This window comes from Natronorubrum tibetense GA33 (assembly GCF_000383975.1).
Lineage (GTDB): Archaea > Halobacteriota > Halobacteria > Halobacteriales > Natrialbaceae > Natronorubrum > Natronorubrum tibetense.
On the sequence record NZ_KB913017.1, the window covers coordinates 561,907 to 576,592 of the forward strand.

The window sequence follows — 14,686 nt, forward strand, 5'->3', positions numbered from 1 at the left end:
TATCCGTTTCCGGACGATACGCTCACGCAATGGCACGCAGCGGCACACAGCGACCCGAGGCGGTGGACCGACGGCTTGCCCGGCTGTTCGTCGCCGTGGTGAGCATCTCGCTCACGGTCGGCGCGCTGGCCGTTCTAGCGGCTCATCGATTCGGTGCCGCGTTGATCGAACGGCTCCGTCGGCGCTAATCAGTACTCAGCGGTCACAGTCACAGGAGCCGCCGACACTCCCCCAGCGGCGGAAACCACAGCGGCTCCTCGCTCGAGTCGTCCCAGACTGCCGGGTGAAACTGGCCGGGGTCGGTGACCAGCGGCGACTGGAAGTCGCGGCCGTACATGCCGTTGACCGTGGCACCCGACGCTAGCCTCGTAAACGCCGGGCAGACGACCACGTCGGCTCCCTCGTAGACCCCCGGTCCGTAGAGGAAACACGGCAGTTTGCGCCCCTCGACGGAGAGTGCAGGGTGGTCGTGGCCGACGACGTACCGGTCGGCCTCAAGAGTGGGTGCCTCGTGACCGTGGCAGACGACCGTCTCGTCGTCCCCGAGACGATACTCCGGGCTCGTTTCGCCGTCGAACGCGCCCTCGAGCTTCGTGTCGTGATTCCCGGGCGTGACGACGAGGGACGCGCCAGCATCGTCGACGACCGTCTCGAGACGGGCCAGATCGCGTTCGACGCCGCGCGGGAGCCGGCTGAAGGAGTGGAGGAGATCGCCCGCGACGACGACGGTTTTCGGCTCGGTGCGAGCGAGCAGTGACTCGAGTCGCTGGCGGACGTCGCTCCCGTCGTCGATAGGGGCATCGACGCTCGAATCGGCGGCTTTGCCGAGGTGAACGTCCGCAACGACGAGCGCGTCGGCTTCCGGGACGGCGAGTGCGCGCTCGACGGGCGAGACGGGGAGGTCGACGGTGGTCACTGCTGATCGGGACCGCCGTCGGCGCGAACCTCGTCCTTGCCGAGCGCCTCGAACAGGTCGTACTCGTTGCCGGTGAGGACGAAGAGGACGTCCTCGAGCGGTTCGAGGATCTCGGGGAGGATCTTGACGAGGAGGTAGGTGATCCCGACGAGGGCGACGATCGACAGCGACTGGGCGATGTAGTTGTGGGCGACGAGGAAAGAGACGCGGCTCTCCTCGGCCCCCATGTAGGTGGTCATGAACGAGACGAGCCACTCCTGCTGGAACCAGCCCCACGGGGAGGCCAGCCCGATGAAGACGTTGCGCACGAGGTTGAGAAACCAGATGACGCCGATAGCCATCGCGAAGGCGATCGCCTTCCGCTTGAACGGCGCCTTCACGGCGGCGACGAGCCCGCCGAAGATGGCCATACTCCCGAGTCCGGTACAGGCGAGGATGATGTAGGTGGTCCGCCCGGTCACCGTCTCGTCGGAGTCGAAGTCGAACCGACTCTGGTAGCCGTTCGCGCCCTCGTTGATGCCGGGGCTGTGGCCGAGCAGTTCCATCCCGTAGTGGGTCTGGACCGCGGTCGTCTCGATCAGCCACGTGCGAACGACGGGAATCGTCTCCGCGGGGAGGTAGATGAGCCCCATGAACGCGACCGCTTTCGTCAGGAGGAACAGTGAGTCGCGGCCGTCCCAGAGGAGATAGCCCGTGTACGCACACAGCGGAAGCGCCGCGAGCGCCAGCACCGTCTGGAGGGGACTCTGGACGTCGTAGTAGTAGTACGGCACCATCGTCAGCCAGAAGACGCCGAAGGTGAGCCAGGCCCCCATCGCGAGGTGTCTGGCTGGCTCGGGGACGCCCTGCCATCGGAGGATCAAGGCCACGAGAAACGCCGCAATCGCGACCCACGCGAGCAGATCCGTCAACCCCATCGAACCGACGACTGCCGGGGTCAGCGTCGCGCCTGCGGCCTCGAGACCGGCGACCGAGACGGCGTCGATCGCGGCTGAAGCGGGCGACATATTCATGGAAGACTGAAGGAGGGCGTCGTTATCAACCTGACGCCCTGTATCAGATCGTTCGGACGGGAGTCCAGTAGCCGCTGACCGTCATTTCACACCCGGTTGAACGACGGGTGCGTGGTTCGGAGCGGATGCGGTTCGGAGCGAACGAAGTGAGCGAGAACCACGACGCGAACGGGAAACGAATGTGACCCGTGAACTGAACAGAACGAGCGAAAACCGCGAACTGTACGATCCGTGTGGAACTCGATTCGGTTGTTACCAATGGTTAGTAGTGCGTATTCAGAGTTGGGTGTGAAACTCGCGAAGCGTACAGCTGAAATACCGAACAAGTGAATTAGAGATAATTTCTGAATGAGCCGTCAGTTCAGGTATCTACCTCATGAGTCAGTTTACACGCCTTTCCCTTCGAGATAGGCGTCGATGCCACGGAACAGAATCTGACACCAGAACCGCGTCGCGATAATCACGACAAACGCTACTACGAAACCGCTGCTAAACGGTCCGAGCAGGTCCCTTGCAAAGAGTGCTCCATAAAACGCAAACACGAATATAAGCACGCTTCGCGTAAACACCCAATTTACGACTTTTTCTCTTGATTGTGTCGGCTCCAGATTAAATGCGTTCATCTCGTTCACATAACTCTTCAATACATATTTACGTTATTGGATTATTCATCGCGACTATTTCAGAGATTGTCTCGTTGAAATGCATCTTCTACGCAACAGCGCTACATTCGAATCTATAAGTACCGAACACCTCCGATCCAGTTTCAGACGTGAGCTTGAGTAAAGGAACCGTGCTACTATCTACTGTTGCTATAGACGGCACCGGCGTCGATCGCCGTCCGCGCGTAGAGGTCGATCGTCGAGAGCGCGATGATCGTCAGCGGAAACGCCACGTCGGCGAAGCTGATCGCCTCGAGTCGGAGGGCGGTCACGACGATCGGTTCGGTGAGCGTTCCGGCGACGAGGAGCGTACCGGGGCTGAGAAACACGAGCGCGAGCCCGCACAGCGCGGCCCAGCTGCACCCGCGTTTCCACTGTCCGTTGTAGAGGTGGCCGGTGCCCGGGAAGCAGACGGCCAGGAGGTACGCCGGCCACGCTCGCGCGCGGTGGCCGAGTCGCCGCGGCAGGCGTACCGTCACCTGTGGAAGCGTCATCGGTGTCGCCTCCCGCAAGCCGTGGCTCGGTGTGCGACGAGGACCGGTTCGACTGTTCGTGGTGTATCCATACTAGCCGGCTCCACACTCTCCCTGAAAAACGTCAGTCAGACGGCTGTGCGACACGACGCTGTCGCCAGCCCCTGGCAGGTTCCACAACCTCTCGCCGACGAACGGTGCGGCGTTTCACTAGCCGCATATAATAGTTCACAAGATTCACCACCTCGCTTTTATAATCCGGACACAGAACACGTTCATGGACGACCAGTACGCCGGACCGCCTCGTCCATCGAGCCACCACCGGGTCGACGAGCCGACCGCGTGTTGTACCTGCGGATCCGAGATCGGACCGGACGAACGCCGCCTGACGTGGCGGGTCCGCGACGGCGACGACCGTTTTCGGTACCACTACTGCAGCGAGGACTGTCTCCCGACCCCCGATATCGAACTGGGATAGCTCGAGGGCGGACCGGTCCCCGGCCAGGCCACAACCATATCAATTAAATCCTGTTACCACTTCATCCCGGCCAGTATGTGGCCACTCGGACACGTCGCCGTCGCCTATCTCTGCTACGCGTTCGCGACGCGAGCTCGCTTCGACGCGCCGCCGGCGCAAATCCCCGTACTCGTGCTCGTCGTCGGGAGCCAGTTTCCGGATCTCGTGGACAAGCCGCTCGCGTGGTATCTGGGCGTCATCCCGACAGGGCGGACACTTGCGCACTCGCTGTTTCTGATCGTCCCGCTCTCGATCGCCCTCTACGCGCTCGCCAGTCACTACGACCGCCGCGAGTACGGCATCGCCTTCGCGATCGGTACGCTCTCGCACGTGCTCGTCGACGCACTCCCCGTACTCTGGGGCGTCGAGGGGAGTGCGAACCACCTCCTCTGGCCGGCGATTCCCGTCGAGGAGTACGAACAGGGACCACCGACCGTCCTCGGCCTCCTGCGGGAGTCGATGGGCGATCCGTACTTCCTCTCGGAGTTCGTCCTCGCGGCCATCGCCGTCGTACTCTGGCGGCGTCACGGCTATCCCGGTCTCGAGCCGCTCCACGCCGCACTCGAGCGAGTGCGGCCGACCGCAGGATAACAGCTATTGGCCCTCGATAGCCGACGGCCGATGGTGAGTCGCCAACCGTCCGCAGCGTGGACAGACTGAGACGATTACCGGATCTCCTTGTACTCCGCGGCACAGTCCGGACAGATCCGGACGGTTTTGATCTCGTCCGGGTCGTTTTCGGTCTTCAGGGGCTTTTCGCAGTCACCACAGACGAGCCGATCGTAGGTGTCCTTCTCGAGTTCGCCTTTGCGGAGTGCCTTCCGAACTGATTTCATGTTCGCCCCCTACGAAGGTGGGGGAGAAAAAGACCGGTGCTTATTTCGAGTACGTGTCGTCACTGATCCAACAGTTTCCCTGCAGTGAGTTTCGGTCCGAAAGAAGCAACCGAGATCACGAGACGGGAGAGACGAACGAGTCGATGGAGGTTCGCAGTACTCTCGCGGTCTATCTGGCCGGAGCCGTGGGCGTTTTACCGATCCGGCCGAACACTTTACCGATGGAGTACGTACAGGAGCGGATCGCGACGCTCCACGCCTTCGGTGGAACGGGCGGGGAATCGGGCCACGGTCTCGCCCGCACGACCACCGATTCGGTCGCCGAGACGTCCGTCGTCGTTCCGATGACCGCCCGGGAACACGAAAATCCCGCCGCCGAGCGCGTCCTCTCGGAACTCGAGACCCTCGAGCCCGCCCCGGCCGCCGTTATCGTCCCCGTTCGAGCCGACGCCGACGAGATCGGTCCGTTTCGGCGGTGGCTCGAGTCGTTCGCCCTGCCGATTCGGGTCTGTTGGTGTACCGCACCCGGAGTCGAGACGCTCCTCGCGGACGCGGGACTGGCGAACGGCTTCGGCAAGGGACGGGACGTCTGGCTTGCGCTCGGCCCCGCCGCCGAATTGGGCGAGTACGTCGTCGTCCACGATGCAGACGCCCGGAGCTACGAGGCCGCACACGTTCGCCGGCTGCTCGCGCCGCTGACGATGGAGTTCGAGTTTTCGAAGGGGTACTACGCCCGCGTCGAGGACGGACAGCTCTACGGGCGACTGTTCCGCTTGTTCTACGAGCCCCTGATCCGAACGCTGTCGGCCGATCACGACGCGCCCGTTCTCGACTACCTCGAGGCGTTCCGGTACGCCCTGGCCGGCGAGTTCGCCGCCACCGCTGACCTCGCGCAACAGCTTCGCGCGCCACGCGCCTGGGGGCTCGAGGTCGGCACCCTTGGCGACGCCTTCGACCACGCGGGCTTCGACGGCTCCGCGCAGGTCGATCTCGGCCGCCACGAGCACGATCACCGCGCGGTCGCCGGCGACACCGGACTCGAGGGAATGAGCCGCGAAGTCGCCGCGGAGCTGTTGCGCGTCGTCGAGGAACGCGGCGTCGGCCCGGACTACGAGACGCTTCAGGAACGATATCTTACGACCGGCGATCGGCTCGTCCAGCAGTACGACGCGGACGCTGCGTTCAACGGTCTCGCGTACGACGCGGCGAGCGAACGCGACCAGCTCGCGCGCTACGCGGAGTCCGTTGTCCCACCCGGAACCGACTGCCGGCTGCCGCGATGGGTCGACGCCCCGTTCGAACCAAGCGAGGTGCTCGCGGCAGCCCAGCCATGGCGGACGGACCGACCCGCCGGTCCGCGCCTATCCGAGCGGATCGACACCGGCGCACAAGACTAATCTGCCCACCCTTCGTTGTGGCGGGTATGAACGCGACCGCCGACGAACTGGCAGGGGTGGTCGACCTCTTCGGCGGGCTGACCCGACCGGAACTCGAGCAGGCGCTCTCGGAAGCCGCGTTCCGCGCCGACGGCCAGTCCGTCGACGAGTCGGCGCTCGAGGCGGCGATCGACGACGCCCTCGAGACCTTCGCCCTCGTCGAGTACGAACGACGCGTCGACGACGAGCGACAGCCCCTGCTCGTCGCCGGCCCGACCGCGTTTCCATCGGTCCCCGAACACGCCGAAGACGTCCCGCACATCCTCGACATCGACCGCCGTCGACTCGATCGCGACGCCCTCGGCGAGCAGGTCTACGAGCAGTTCGTCGACGCCGTCGAGACCGCCGTCGATGCCGAGGAGGGGGATCAACTCCGGCAGCTGCTCGATGTCAGCTACGATGTCGAAGCCTGGGCGCCGGTCGACCTTGCGAGCGAACGGGACCGACTGGAGGCGAGCCTCGAGTGAGCTCCGAATCACCGTGAACGCGGACGAACACCCAATGTCACAGAAGAGCCTGACCCTGGAGCCGGTCGCGAGCCACGAACCGCTCGAGATCGACGACCAGGAATACGACGCGGCCGTCCTCGCGCCGGTCATCGAGCGTGACGGCGAGGATCACCTGCTGTTCACCCGACGGGCCGACGACCTCGGCGAACACCCCGGCCAGATGAGTTTCCCCGGCGGCGGTGCCGAACCCGTCGACGAGACGATTCTGGATACCGCGCTCCGGGAATCGAACGAGGAGATTGGGCTCGATCCCGGGGAAGTCGAGGTCGTCGGCCAACTGGACGACATCCGGACGATTACGGAGTACGCGGTCACGCCGTTCGTCGCCCGCGTCCCCGACCGCGAGTACGTCGGCGACGGCAACGAGGTCGCGGAGATCGTCGTCCTGCCGCTGTCTGGACTGCTCGACCCCGATAACTACGAGTACGAACGCCGGGATCATCCCTACTACGGCGACGTCGTCATCCACTACTTCCACGTCGACGGCTACACCGTCTGGGGGGCGACGGGGCGGATTCTCGTCCAGTTGCTCGAGTTGACGACCGAGTTCGAAGCCCCCGAGGGGCTCGATCGAACCCACTACTAGTCGATTTGGCGCATCGAGCGTATTCGCCGGCCGTTTCTCGAAATCGACTACTGTTGTGGCGGTTTCCCGTCCGACTGCATCTCGCCGACGACGGAAAGCGGCACGTCCTCGAGGTCGCCGTCCGCGCGGTCCGCGTCACCGAAGCCGGCGCTCACGACGCGCGTCAGCGCTTCCTCGACGGTCTCGTCGAGTTCGGTTATCTCCTCGGGTGCGACCTCGAGGACGAATCCCGTCGTGATGTTCGGCGACGTGGGCAAGAAAAGGAGGACCCGTCCGTCCGGCGAGGTGCGGCCCGTCTTGAACGCCGTCATCCGCAGTCCGCCCCAGGTGTCGATCTTGACCGGCGTCTGGAGGGTATCTCCCGTCCCGATCGTCGTCTCGGTGGCCGTCTTCGAGGCGTTGTAGACGACGCGGATGACGGGGACGCGGTTCGCCAGGTAGTCGACGATTCCCTCGAACACCTCGCCCGTCGTCGTCTCGGTCGTCTGGCCGATGGCGTACATCGCGAGTGCGAGGGTCGCGACGAACGCAAGCACGCGGAGGAAGCCGGCGAGTTGCTCGCGAGCGTACTCGCCGACGCCGGGGAGGATGGCCTCCAGAGTCTCGGCGTTGAGCAGTATCCCCGGCGTGAAGTTCGCGATGAACGAGTAGAGCGTGTAGACGATGAATAGCGTCACGAGGACGGGTCCGATGACGATGAGTCCGCGACCGAAGTCCCCTTTCACCGAGTCCATTGCTCCACTCACAGTCTGAGTCAGGGCCCCCTCCTACGAGTAGATTGTGGACTCGCGGCGACCGAAACCGAACCCGCGTCGGAACGCCAGATTTTTGCGCGACGGTCCCAGAAGAGGTCTATAGTCGCGTAAGCGCCGCCACTCGCGAACCGCCGATCAACGATGGTCCGCCGGTTCGCCGCTGCGTTGCGCGAGTACGCCACCGATGTTAACTACGAGCACTGTCGCCCGCGCCGGACTCGATGCGATCGCCCTGAAACCCGCCGAGTGTGACGTTTCGACCGCCGAAGCGCTCCCGGTCGAGACGATCGCGATCGACTACGAGGGACGGGACCACCTGCCCGCCCGGGAGACCCTGACGTCGCTCTCGAGCGACGCGAACGTACTGGTCACGACGCCCATCCGGGCCGACGGCTTCGACCCGCTGGGGGACGACTCGCTGAGTTCGGAGTTGCCCGACGCGGTCGGCCGCGTCCTCGTCGCCGGCCACCCCGCCTACCTCTCCGAGGAGGAGCGAGAGCGGGCCGTCGCGCCCCGCCTCGGTGCCGCCCTCGAGACCGCACCCGACGCCTGGGTCGGCACCGAGAGCGTCGAGCGGATCGCGATGGCGACCGGCGCGACCCAGTACGATCTGCTCTCGCGGGCGACCCACCGGGAGCTCCGAGGGCTCCGTTCGGCCGGGTTCGACGGCGAGATTGCCGTCTACGCGCCGACGGTCCTGACCGACGACGACGATCGCGTCCTCGAAGCCGTCGGGGAGTACATCTCTCGTCGCCGCCCAGTCGCGCAGGCACTGCCCGACCAGGCCGCGACCGATGCGAGCGCAACCGGGCGCGCTCGAGAGATCCTGCTCGAGGCGGCCGGCGACTACGCACTCGCCGGCACATCTGAGGACGTGCGCGCACAGACCGATGCGCTGCGCGAGGCCGGCGCGACGACCGTCGTGGGGTATCCGGCGCAGGGACTCGAGCCGTTTCTCGCTTAGTCTGTTCAGTATCGATGGTTTCGAGTCGCGCGGTCGAAAACGGGTTCCGCACTCGGACCACTCGAGTGCTATCAGTAGTTGGGAATGCGACTTCTTTACCCAGAGTGATCCATGAAACTCGCGTTCAGTATAGGGTAAGCTGGCTCTGTTGAAATCCTCAATGGCTGATAGAATTCGACTGCTGAATATAGAGTATTAGTGCAGCACGACAACCCCATTTGTTTCACTCCGAAATTAGTGAACCATCCGCTCACTACACGTGCAGAAGTACCTTTTTCCGCCTCGGGATTCCTCGCTACGCTCGGAACCGCTCGGCGCAAAAATCTACGCTAAAAAGGCCGCTCGCTCCCGATGGTCGCTCGCGGGTGCTGCACCTTTGGCTCAACCTCAGCGGTAACGCCTTGCCCTGTACTGACTGTTCGACATTCCGCGTTGATCCCTCCTCAGCCCATGCAACATTCGCGCTGTGTATTCAGCACAACTGCTAAAACGTATCATCAGTCGAGGGTTTCAACAGAGCCGGTAAGCTCATATCACTCCCCACTCGCGTAGGTAGAGCAATCCGGTGCCGATTACAGAGACTGTTGCCATAATTAGTAGTGCCTGCGAACCAATATCCACAGTTTGGCCAATAGCAACCCCTATCAGCACACAAAGTAATATCAGAAATAGTACACCCACTCTCTCTATATACATAATCCAGTTACCAAGAATGTCAATAGATATTGTTAAATAATTGTCGCTCAGTTCGCAGATGTACTTAGCGAATTCTCCGATTCTGTTTCAGGTGACATTCTGAATAAAGAAGCCGCACTACGATCTACTGCTATACTGTGATGGCAAAACGACGAGCGGTCTGCAGCCGCTAGCGGCGGTGATTTCCACGTCCTCCCCAGCCGATTCGATCCCTCACTTCGTTCGGTCACTCATCCACTGGAAGACGCTTGCGTCTTCCAAGCCATTCGCTCGTGATACTCGCGAAGACCTCGCGCAAGGTCGGGCCGCCGTTCGCCGTCGGCTCACTGCGGCCCAGCGCGCGCCACAGCACGTGGATCGACCGGTCCGATTTCGACGCGACCCCGACGATCACCGCGTCGAATGACCGACACTATAAGTGACGTGGATGCGCAGGACAGCGCATGTCGCTACTCGCCGAACACACCACCACGACTGCCGCCGACGCCATAGAGCGGGCCGAGGTTGCGGTGCTCCCGACCGGGAGTACCGAACAGCACGGGCCGGCGCTGGCGCTCGGAATGGACCACCTGGCCGCCGAGGCGTTCGCCCGGACGGCCGTCGATCGCGACGATACGGTCGTTCTGCCGACGATCCCCGTCGGCGTCAGCGAACACCACCGCCAGTTCGACGGCACGCTGTACGTGACCGCGGAGACGTTCGAACGCTACGTCGAAGAGACGATCTCGAGTCTCGCCGCACACGGCGTTCGGAAGGCCGTCGTCGTCAACGGCCACGGCGGAAACTCGGACGCGCTGCGACGGGCCGCACGAACCCTGCGCGACGAGGAGACGGCGTTCGCCCCGCCGTGGAACTGGTGGGATAGCGTCGCGGACGTCGCCGACGACCTGTTCGACGAGGAAGGCGGCCACGCGGACGCCATGGAGTCGAGTCTGCTCTGGCACCTCCGCGAGGATCTCGTCGATCCGGACGCGCTCGAGGACGCCGAGGCCGGCGCGAGCGAGGCGTGGGGCGAGTCCGTTCACGGCGCCGCACTCGGCTTCGATACGATCGACTTCTCCGAGAGCGGAGCGGTCGGTCGGCCGACGCAAGCCGACCCGGAGAAGGGAGCACGTCTGTTCGACGCCGGCCGAGACCAGTTGCACGCGCTGCTCGACTGGCTTGTCGATCGACCGCTCGAAGACTGCTGGCCGAGTGATCACAAATGAGCGGGAATCGCAACGGCGAGGAACCCGAACTTGCCGTCGGCGCGGACGCCTTCGTCCAGTCCGGCACCGGCCTCGAGATCGCCGTCGTCGGCGCGGGGGCCGTCGGCGCGACGACGGCCTACGATCTCGCTCGCGAGGGTGCCGACGTGACGCTGTACGAGAAGGGATCGATCGCGAGCGGCTCGAGCGGTCGCGCGGCGGGCGTCTGTTACGACGCCTTCGCGGACCCGCTCGACGCCGAGATCGGTGCCGACGCGATCGAGCGGTTCCGCGACCTCTCCGGCGACGACACCTTCCCGTTCGTGGAGTGTCCGTACGTCTGGCTCGCCCGCGAGGGCGATTCGGAGCGCGCGGACGCGATCCGCGAGCAGGTCGGGCGGATGCAGGAGAACGGCATCGTCGCGCTCGAGGCGACCGGTGACGACCTCGCGGATCGGTTTCCGTCGCTACGGACGGACGACGTCGAAGTCGCGGGTATCGCCGGCGGGGCGGGCTACACCGATCCCGCGACGTACACGGCCTGTCTCGCCGCCGCGGCGAACGGGGCAGGTGCGGCTCTCGAGTCCGAGACGCCGGTGCAGGTTCGCACCGATCCGTCGCGAGTCGTCCTCGAGGACGGCACCGAACGCGAGGTCGACGCGGTGGTCGTCACCGCCGGCGCGCACACGAAACGGCTCCTCGCCGACGCCGGCATCTCGATCGCGATGAAACCCTATCGCGTGCAGGCGCTCGTCGCGAGCGGCGACCTCGCGGAACCGATGTGTTACGACGCGACGGACTCGCTTTACCTGCGGCCCCATCCTGACGGCTTGCTCGTCGGCAACGGGACGGAGTACGTCGAGGCCGATCCGGACGACTACGAGCGCGACGCGGATCTCGACTTCGCGAACGACCTGCTCGCACGCGTCGAGCACCGCCTTCCGGAGGCGGATCTCGAACTCGAGCGAGCGTGGGCCGGCCTCTGTACGGCGACGCCGGATCGAGACCCGCTGGTCGGTGAGCTACGGGACGGGCTGTACGTCGCGACCGGCTTCCAGGGCCACGGCTTCATGCGCGCGCCGGCGATCGGCCAGCGACTGGCAGAACAGGTGCTCGGCGACGACGGGATCGAAGCCTTCGATCCGACCCGGTTCGACGGCGACGAGTCGTTCGAAATCGTCGACGGAATGTCGGTCGAGTCCGAGTCCGCGTGAAAACGACGTGTCGGTAACGGCAAATCAGTCGTCGACGGTGATCTCGTCGGCTTCCGGCGCGGTCGCACTCTCTGGCTCCGTGTCGGTCTCCGAATCGTCAGTTTCGATCGAGACGTCCTTCGGAATGTCGATGCGCAGCGTGCCGGTTTCGGTTAGGGTCGCCTCGCCGGCATCCGGATCGACGACCGCGTCGTTCGGCAGTTCGGCTTCGCCGTCGAGTTCCATTCCGCGGCCGGGAAACCGCATCTCGTAGCCGTCCCGGAATTGGCGGAATCGTTCGATCCGAATCTTGACGTTTCCTTCCAGATAGCGGACCTGTACGTCGTCGGGTTCGGCACCCGGGGCGTCGAAAACGACCTGATAGCTGGTCTCGTTCTCGAGGACGTCGACGGGGAGCGAGCGGTGTTTCTGGACGCGGCCGTTCGCGCGGCCGACCTGTCGGTAGAGGGCGTTACCGATCGACTTGCGGAGGTCGCTGGGGCTCACGGGGGGTCACCTCTGGACGCGACACGCAAGGCCGCAGTGGGGACCGGGAGGTGGGTCGAAGACATGACTTACCATCGGCTACACTAGCCCCATTCATATCTCTTTTGATAGAACAAAATAAACGTCTGACGAGTTCCGCGTTCACGAAACTGTGGCGGCCTCAGGAAGCTACAGTTCGACCCGCTCGAGACAGTCGCTTCCGCCACAGACCGGACACGAGAGGTCGGTCACCTCGATATCGTCCGGCACGTCGTAGGTGTAGTGATTCTCGAACAGGTCGAGAAAGCAATCCTCCGCGGTACAGACGAGTTCCTCCGTCGGTGGCATACCCGTTCTTGGGGCACGACGACCATCAACGTCCGGGTTACGGCACCATCGGTTCGAGGTACTGGCTTCGGCTACTCGCTGCGGGTCGCCCATACGAACTGCACCCGCGAGCAGCGAGCGGTTCATCAACGGCGACCCTGAGGTGGACACGTTCGTTCGGTGTAGTCACCGTTTTATCACTCGAGGCGCTACCCGACGATATGACTGACCCCGAGACGCTGTCGGTGACGATCGTCGACGGCTACGTCGACGAACCCGCTCACTTCGGGGTGCCGCCGTACATTTCGACGTACCCGCGATACGCGGCCGGCGCGCTGATCGATGCGGGGGTGCCACGCGAAGCGATCACTTACCACACGATCGATCGGCTTCGCGACGAGCCGGACTACTGGCGGGACGTCGACGAGGCCGACCTGCTGATCTATTTGGGCGGGATGACCGTCCCCGGCAAGTACGTCGGCGGCACGCCCGCCGAACCGGACGAAGTGCGAAAGATGGCCTGGACGGCGGGTGGCACGACCCTGATGGGTGGCCCCGTCAAGTTCGGCGTCGGCGACGAGAACGCCGGCGCTACGGAGACCGAACGGGACGATCTGGACTTCGACTTCGTCGCCAAAGGCGACGTCGAGGCCGCCGTCTACGACCTCGTCGAGAGCGGTCTCGAGGGCTTCAACAACCGGATGCGCGACGTCGACGAGGTGTCACGGTGGGCCCAGGAGGGGGCGTTCATCGTCGAGCAACACCCGAATCATCCGGACCACCTCATCGCGGAACTCGAGACCTCCAGGGGCTGTGCCTACCGGTGTTCGTTCTGTACGGAGCCGCTCTACGGAAACCCGACGTTTCGGCCGCCGCCGTCGGTCGTCGGCGAGGTCGACGCCCTCTCGGATTACGGCGTCTCCCACTTCCGAATCGGTCGGCAGGCCGACATCCTCGCATACGGCGGCGACGGCGAGGCGCCGAACCCCGACGCCCTTCGCCAACTGTACAGCGGTATCCGGGAGGTCGCGCCCGACCTCGAGACGCTCCACCTCGACAACATGAACCCGATCACGATCGTCGAGTGGCCCGAGGCGAGTCGGGAGGGAATTCGGATCATCGCCGAACACAATACGCCGGGTGATACGGCCGCGTTCGGTCTCGAGTCGGCCGATCCCGTCGTTCAGGAGGAGAACAACCTGAACGTCACCGCCGAGGAGTGTTTCGAGGCGGTCAAGATCGTGAACGAGGAGGCTGGCTGGCGTCCAGGAGGGCCGAGGGACCCGAGGCACTCCGATAGTGCGAGCGGCCCAGCTGCGAGTGCGGGCGAAGTGCCAGACGGCGACGCGCCGCAACTCCCCAAACTCCTCCCCGGGATCAACCTCTTACACGGTCTCAAGGGCGAGCGCGAGGAGACCTACGAGCGAAATCGCGAGTTCCTCCAGCGGGTCTACGACGAGGGCTACATGCTCCGGCGGATCAACATCCGACAGGTGATGGCCTTCGACGGAACCGACATGAGCGATACGGGGGCCGAAATCGCGAACGAGCACAAACAGCTGTTCAAGCGGTACAAGACGCGGGTCCGCGAGGAGATCGACCAGCCGATGCTCGAGCGCGTCGCCCCGCCCGGCACCGTCCTCCCGAACGTCCACCTCGAGTACCACCAGGACGGGAAGACATTCGGTCGCCAGCTCGGCACGTACCCGCTGCTCGTCGGCATCCCGGGCGAGCGCGAACTCGATCGGACGATCGACGTCGCGGTCGTGGATCACGGCTACCGCTCCGTCACCGGTGTCCCGTATCCGCTCGATCTCAACGACGCCTCGATGGACGAACTCACCGCCATCCCCGGAATCGGGGATCGAACTGCGGGCGACATCGTCATCAATCGCCCCTACGAGACCGTCGCGGACGCCGACCTCGAGACGCAGTTCGATCTCTCGCAGTTCGTGACGACGCGGGGTCTCGAGCACGCGCGGTGATCTGCACTTCGAACGACCCCGTTTGGCCCTCTCGAGCTGGTTCAGTCCGCTTTTCGAACCTACGCGATCTGTTGCCGTCCGCAGCCCGTACTTTTTTCCAACTGTGCAGACGCTCGATCTGTCGGTAGTTCTATTACGAATGAGC

The 14,686-nt window shown here is 64.2% G+C and carries 17 protein-coding genes; 10 read left to right on the top strand and 7 right to left on the bottom strand.

Features of this window, described 5'->3' with window-relative positions; all coding sequences use genetic code 11:
* Positions 1–29: 29 nt before the first annotated feature.
* Complete coding sequence (locus tag NATTI_RS25970; protein WP_019991594.1) at positions 30–188, top strand: hypothetical protein; 159 nt, start codon at positions 30–32, stop codon at positions 186–188.
* Between the two features lie 20 nt (positions 189–208).
* On the opposite strand, the gene NATTI_RS0102960 is transcribed toward NATTI_RS25970, so the two are convergent.
* The 3 genes from NATTI_RS0102960 to NATTI_RS0102975 form a co-directional block, all read right to left on the bottom strand.
* Complete coding sequence (locus NATTI_RS0102960) at positions 209–916, bottom strand: metallophosphoesterase (protein WP_006092232.1); 708 nt, start codon at positions 914–916, stop codon at positions 209–211.
* Positions 913–1,923 carry an archaeosortase A gene (gene artA / locus NATTI_RS0102965; RefSeq protein WP_027119044.1) on the bottom strand — a complete coding sequence of 337 codons (1,011 nt, stop codon included), beginning with the start codon at positions 1,921–1,923 and terminating at the stop codon, positions 913–915. The genes NATTI_RS0102960 and artA overlap by 4 nt, the downstream gene beginning before the upstream one ends.
* An 805-nt stretch (positions 1,924–2,728) precedes the next feature.
* On the bottom strand, positions 2,729–3,085 hold the full coding sequence (locus NATTI_RS0102975; protein ID WP_006092247.1) for a hypothetical protein: 357 nt from the start codon (positions 3,083–3,085) through the stop codon (positions 2,729–2,731).
* A gap of 256 nt (positions 3,086–3,341) precedes the next feature.
* Between NATTI_RS0102975 and NATTI_RS0102980 the strand changes: the two genes are divergently transcribed.
* The gene (locus NATTI_RS0102980) at positions 3,342–3,542 is read left to right on the top strand and encodes a DUF7576 family protein (protein ID WP_006092249.1); all 201 of its coding nucleotides are present in this window, start codon (positions 3,342–3,344) and stop codon (positions 3,540–3,542) included.
* 75 nt (positions 3,543–3,617) lie between these two features.
* Positions 3,618–4,172, top strand: coding sequence for a metal-dependent hydrolase (locus tag NATTI_RS0102985; protein ID WP_006092251.1), 555 nt, complete (start codon positions 3,618–3,620; stop codon positions 4,170–4,172).
* Positions 4,173–4,246: 74 nt separating this feature from the next.
* On the opposite strand, the gene NATTI_RS26395 is transcribed toward NATTI_RS0102985, so the two are convergent.
* A complete protein-coding gene (locus NATTI_RS26395) occupies positions 4,247–4,417 on the bottom strand; it encodes an HVO_0758 family zinc finger protein (RefSeq protein WP_006092253.1) in 171 nt (56 codons plus the stop codon).
* Positions 4,418–4,638: 221 nt separating this feature from the next.
* Here NATTI_RS26395 and NATTI_RS0102995 point away from each other — a divergent pair, with 221 nt between their 5' ends.
* Genes NATTI_RS0102995 through NATTI_RS0103005 form a run of 3 tightly spaced genes read left to right on the top strand, consistent with a single transcriptional unit; the run spans position 4,639 to position 6,948 of the window.
* Complete coding sequence (locus NATTI_RS0102995) at positions 4,639–5,814, top strand: glycosyltransferase family protein (protein WP_027119045.1); 1,176 nt, start codon at positions 4,639–4,641, stop codon at positions 5,812–5,814.
* A gap of 26 nt (positions 5,815–5,840) precedes the next feature.
* Complete coding sequence (locus NATTI_RS0103000) at positions 5,841–6,320, top strand: DUF7109 family protein (protein ID WP_006092257.1); 480 nt, start codon at positions 5,841–5,843, stop codon at positions 6,318–6,320.
* 34 nt (positions 6,321–6,354) lie between these two features.
* Positions 6,355–6,948: an NUDIX hydrolase gene (locus tag NATTI_RS0103005; protein ID WP_019991598.1), complete on the top strand. Its 594-nt coding sequence runs from the start codon at positions 6,355–6,357 to the stop codon at positions 6,946–6,948.
* 47 nt (positions 6,949–6,995) lie between these two features.
* Here NATTI_RS0103005 and NATTI_RS0103010 read toward each other — a convergent pair whose 3' ends face one another.
* Entirely contained in the window at positions 6,996–7,682 is a 687-nt protein-coding gene (locus tag NATTI_RS0103010) for a DUF502 domain-containing protein (RefSeq protein ID WP_006092259.1), read from the bottom strand.
* A gap of 205 nt (positions 7,683–7,887) precedes the next feature.
* On the opposite strand from NATTI_RS0103010, the gene NATTI_RS0103015 reads away from it, so the two are divergent.
* The 3 genes from NATTI_RS0103015 to NATTI_RS0103030 all read left to right on the top strand — a co-directional run bounded on the left by NATTI_RS0103015 (position 7,888) and on the right by NATTI_RS0103030 (position 11,764).
* Complete coding sequence (locus NATTI_RS0103015) at positions 7,888–8,667, top strand: DUF7388 family protein (RefSeq protein ID WP_006092261.1); 780 nt, start codon at positions 7,888–7,890, stop codon at positions 8,665–8,667.
* A gap of 1,139 nt (positions 8,668–9,806) precedes the next feature.
* Positions 9,807–10,571, top strand: coding sequence for a creatininase family protein (locus NATTI_RS0103025; RefSeq protein WP_006092263.1), 765 nt, complete (start codon positions 9,807–9,809; stop codon positions 10,569–10,571).
* Complete coding sequence (locus tag NATTI_RS0103030) at positions 10,568–11,764, top strand: NAD(P)/FAD-dependent oxidoreductase (RefSeq protein WP_006092265.1); 1,197 nt, start codon at positions 10,568–10,570, stop codon at positions 11,762–11,764. Before NATTI_RS0103025 ends, NATTI_RS0103030 begins: the two co-directional genes overlap by 4 nt.
* Before the next feature lie 24 nt (positions 11,765–11,788).
* Here the strand turns inward: NATTI_RS0103030 and NATTI_RS0103035 are convergent, their stop codons facing one another.
* Together NATTI_RS0103035 and NATTI_RS26400 are read right to left on the bottom strand one after the other, a co-directional pair.
* Positions 11,789–12,250 carry an Hsp20/alpha crystallin family protein gene (locus NATTI_RS0103035; protein WP_006092267.1) on the bottom strand — a complete coding sequence of 154 codons (462 nt, stop codon included), beginning with the start codon at positions 12,248–12,250 and terminating at the stop codon, positions 11,789–11,791.
* Positions 12,251–12,418: 168 nt separating this feature from the next.
* Entirely contained in the window at positions 12,419–12,577 is a 159-nt protein-coding gene (locus NATTI_RS26400; RefSeq protein WP_006092269.1) for a DUF7559 family protein, read from the bottom strand.
* A 200-nt stretch (positions 12,578–12,777) separates the two neighbouring features.
* On the opposite strand from NATTI_RS26400, the gene NATTI_RS0103045 reads away from it, so the two are divergent.
* Positions 12,778–14,541: a radical SAM protein gene (locus NATTI_RS0103045; protein ID WP_006092270.1), complete on the top strand. Its 1,764-nt coding sequence runs from the start codon at positions 12,778–12,780 to the stop codon at positions 14,539–14,541.
* Positions 14,542–14,686: the final 145 nt, after the last annotated feature.

What these genes read in the sequence shown, in the direction of transcription:
- NATTI_RS25970 (WP_019991594.1), top strand. Translation starts at nt 30, where the DNA reads ATGGCACGCAGCGGCACACAGCGACCCGAGGCGGTGGACCGACGGCTT.
- artA (WP_027119044.1), bottom strand. Translation starts at nt 1,923, where the DNA reads ATGTCGCCCGCTTCAGCCGCGATCGACGCCGTCTCGGTCGCCGGTCTC.
- NATTI_RS0102975 (WP_006092247.1), bottom strand. Translation starts at nt 3,085, where the DNA reads ATGACGCTTCCACAGGTGACGGTACGCCTGCCGCGGCGACTCGGCCAC.
- NATTI_RS0102980 (WP_006092249.1), top strand. Translation starts at nt 3,342, where the DNA reads ATGGACGACCAGTACGCCGGACCGCCTCGTCCATCGAGCCACCACCGG.
- NATTI_RS0102985 (WP_006092251.1), top strand. Translation starts at nt 3,618, where the DNA reads ATGTGGCCACTCGGACACGTCGCCGTCGCCTATCTCTGCTACGCGTTC.
- NATTI_RS26395 (WP_006092253.1), bottom strand. Translation starts at nt 4,417, where the DNA reads ATGAAATCAGTTCGGAAGGCACTCCGCAAAGGCGAACTCGAGAAGGAC.
- NATTI_RS0102995 (WP_027119045.1), top strand. Translation starts at nt 4,639, where the DNA reads ATGGAGTACGTACAGGAGCGGATCGCGACGCTCCACGCCTTCGGTGGA.
- NATTI_RS0103000 (WP_006092257.1), top strand. Translation starts at nt 5,841, where the DNA reads ATGAACGCGACCGCCGACGAACTGGCAGGGGTGGTCGACCTCTTCGGC.
- NATTI_RS0103005 (WP_019991598.1), top strand. Translation starts at nt 6,355, where the DNA reads ATGTCACAGAAGAGCCTGACCCTGGAGCCGGTCGCGAGCCACGAACCG.
- NATTI_RS0103010 (WP_006092259.1), bottom strand. Translation starts at nt 7,682, where the DNA reads ATGGACTCGGTGAAAGGGGACTTCGGTCGCGGACTCATCGTCATCGGA.
- NATTI_RS0103015 (WP_006092261.1), top strand. Translation starts at nt 7,888, where the DNA reads ATGTTAACTACGAGCACTGTCGCCCGCGCCGGACTCGATGCGATCGCC.
- NATTI_RS0103025 (WP_006092263.1), top strand. Translation starts at nt 9,807, where the DNA reads ATGTCGCTACTCGCCGAACACACCACCACGACTGCCGCCGACGCCATA.
- NATTI_RS0103030 (WP_006092265.1), top strand. Translation starts at nt 10,568, where the DNA reads ATGAGCGGGAATCGCAACGGCGAGGAACCCGAACTTGCCGTCGGCGCG.
- NATTI_RS26400 (WP_006092269.1), bottom strand. Translation starts at nt 12,577, where the DNA reads ATGCCACCGACGGAGGAACTCGTCTGTACCGCGGAGGATTGCTTTCTC.
- NATTI_RS0103045 (WP_006092270.1), top strand. Translation starts at nt 12,778, where the DNA reads ATGACTGACCCCGAGACGCTGTCGGTGACGATCGTCGACGGCTACGTC.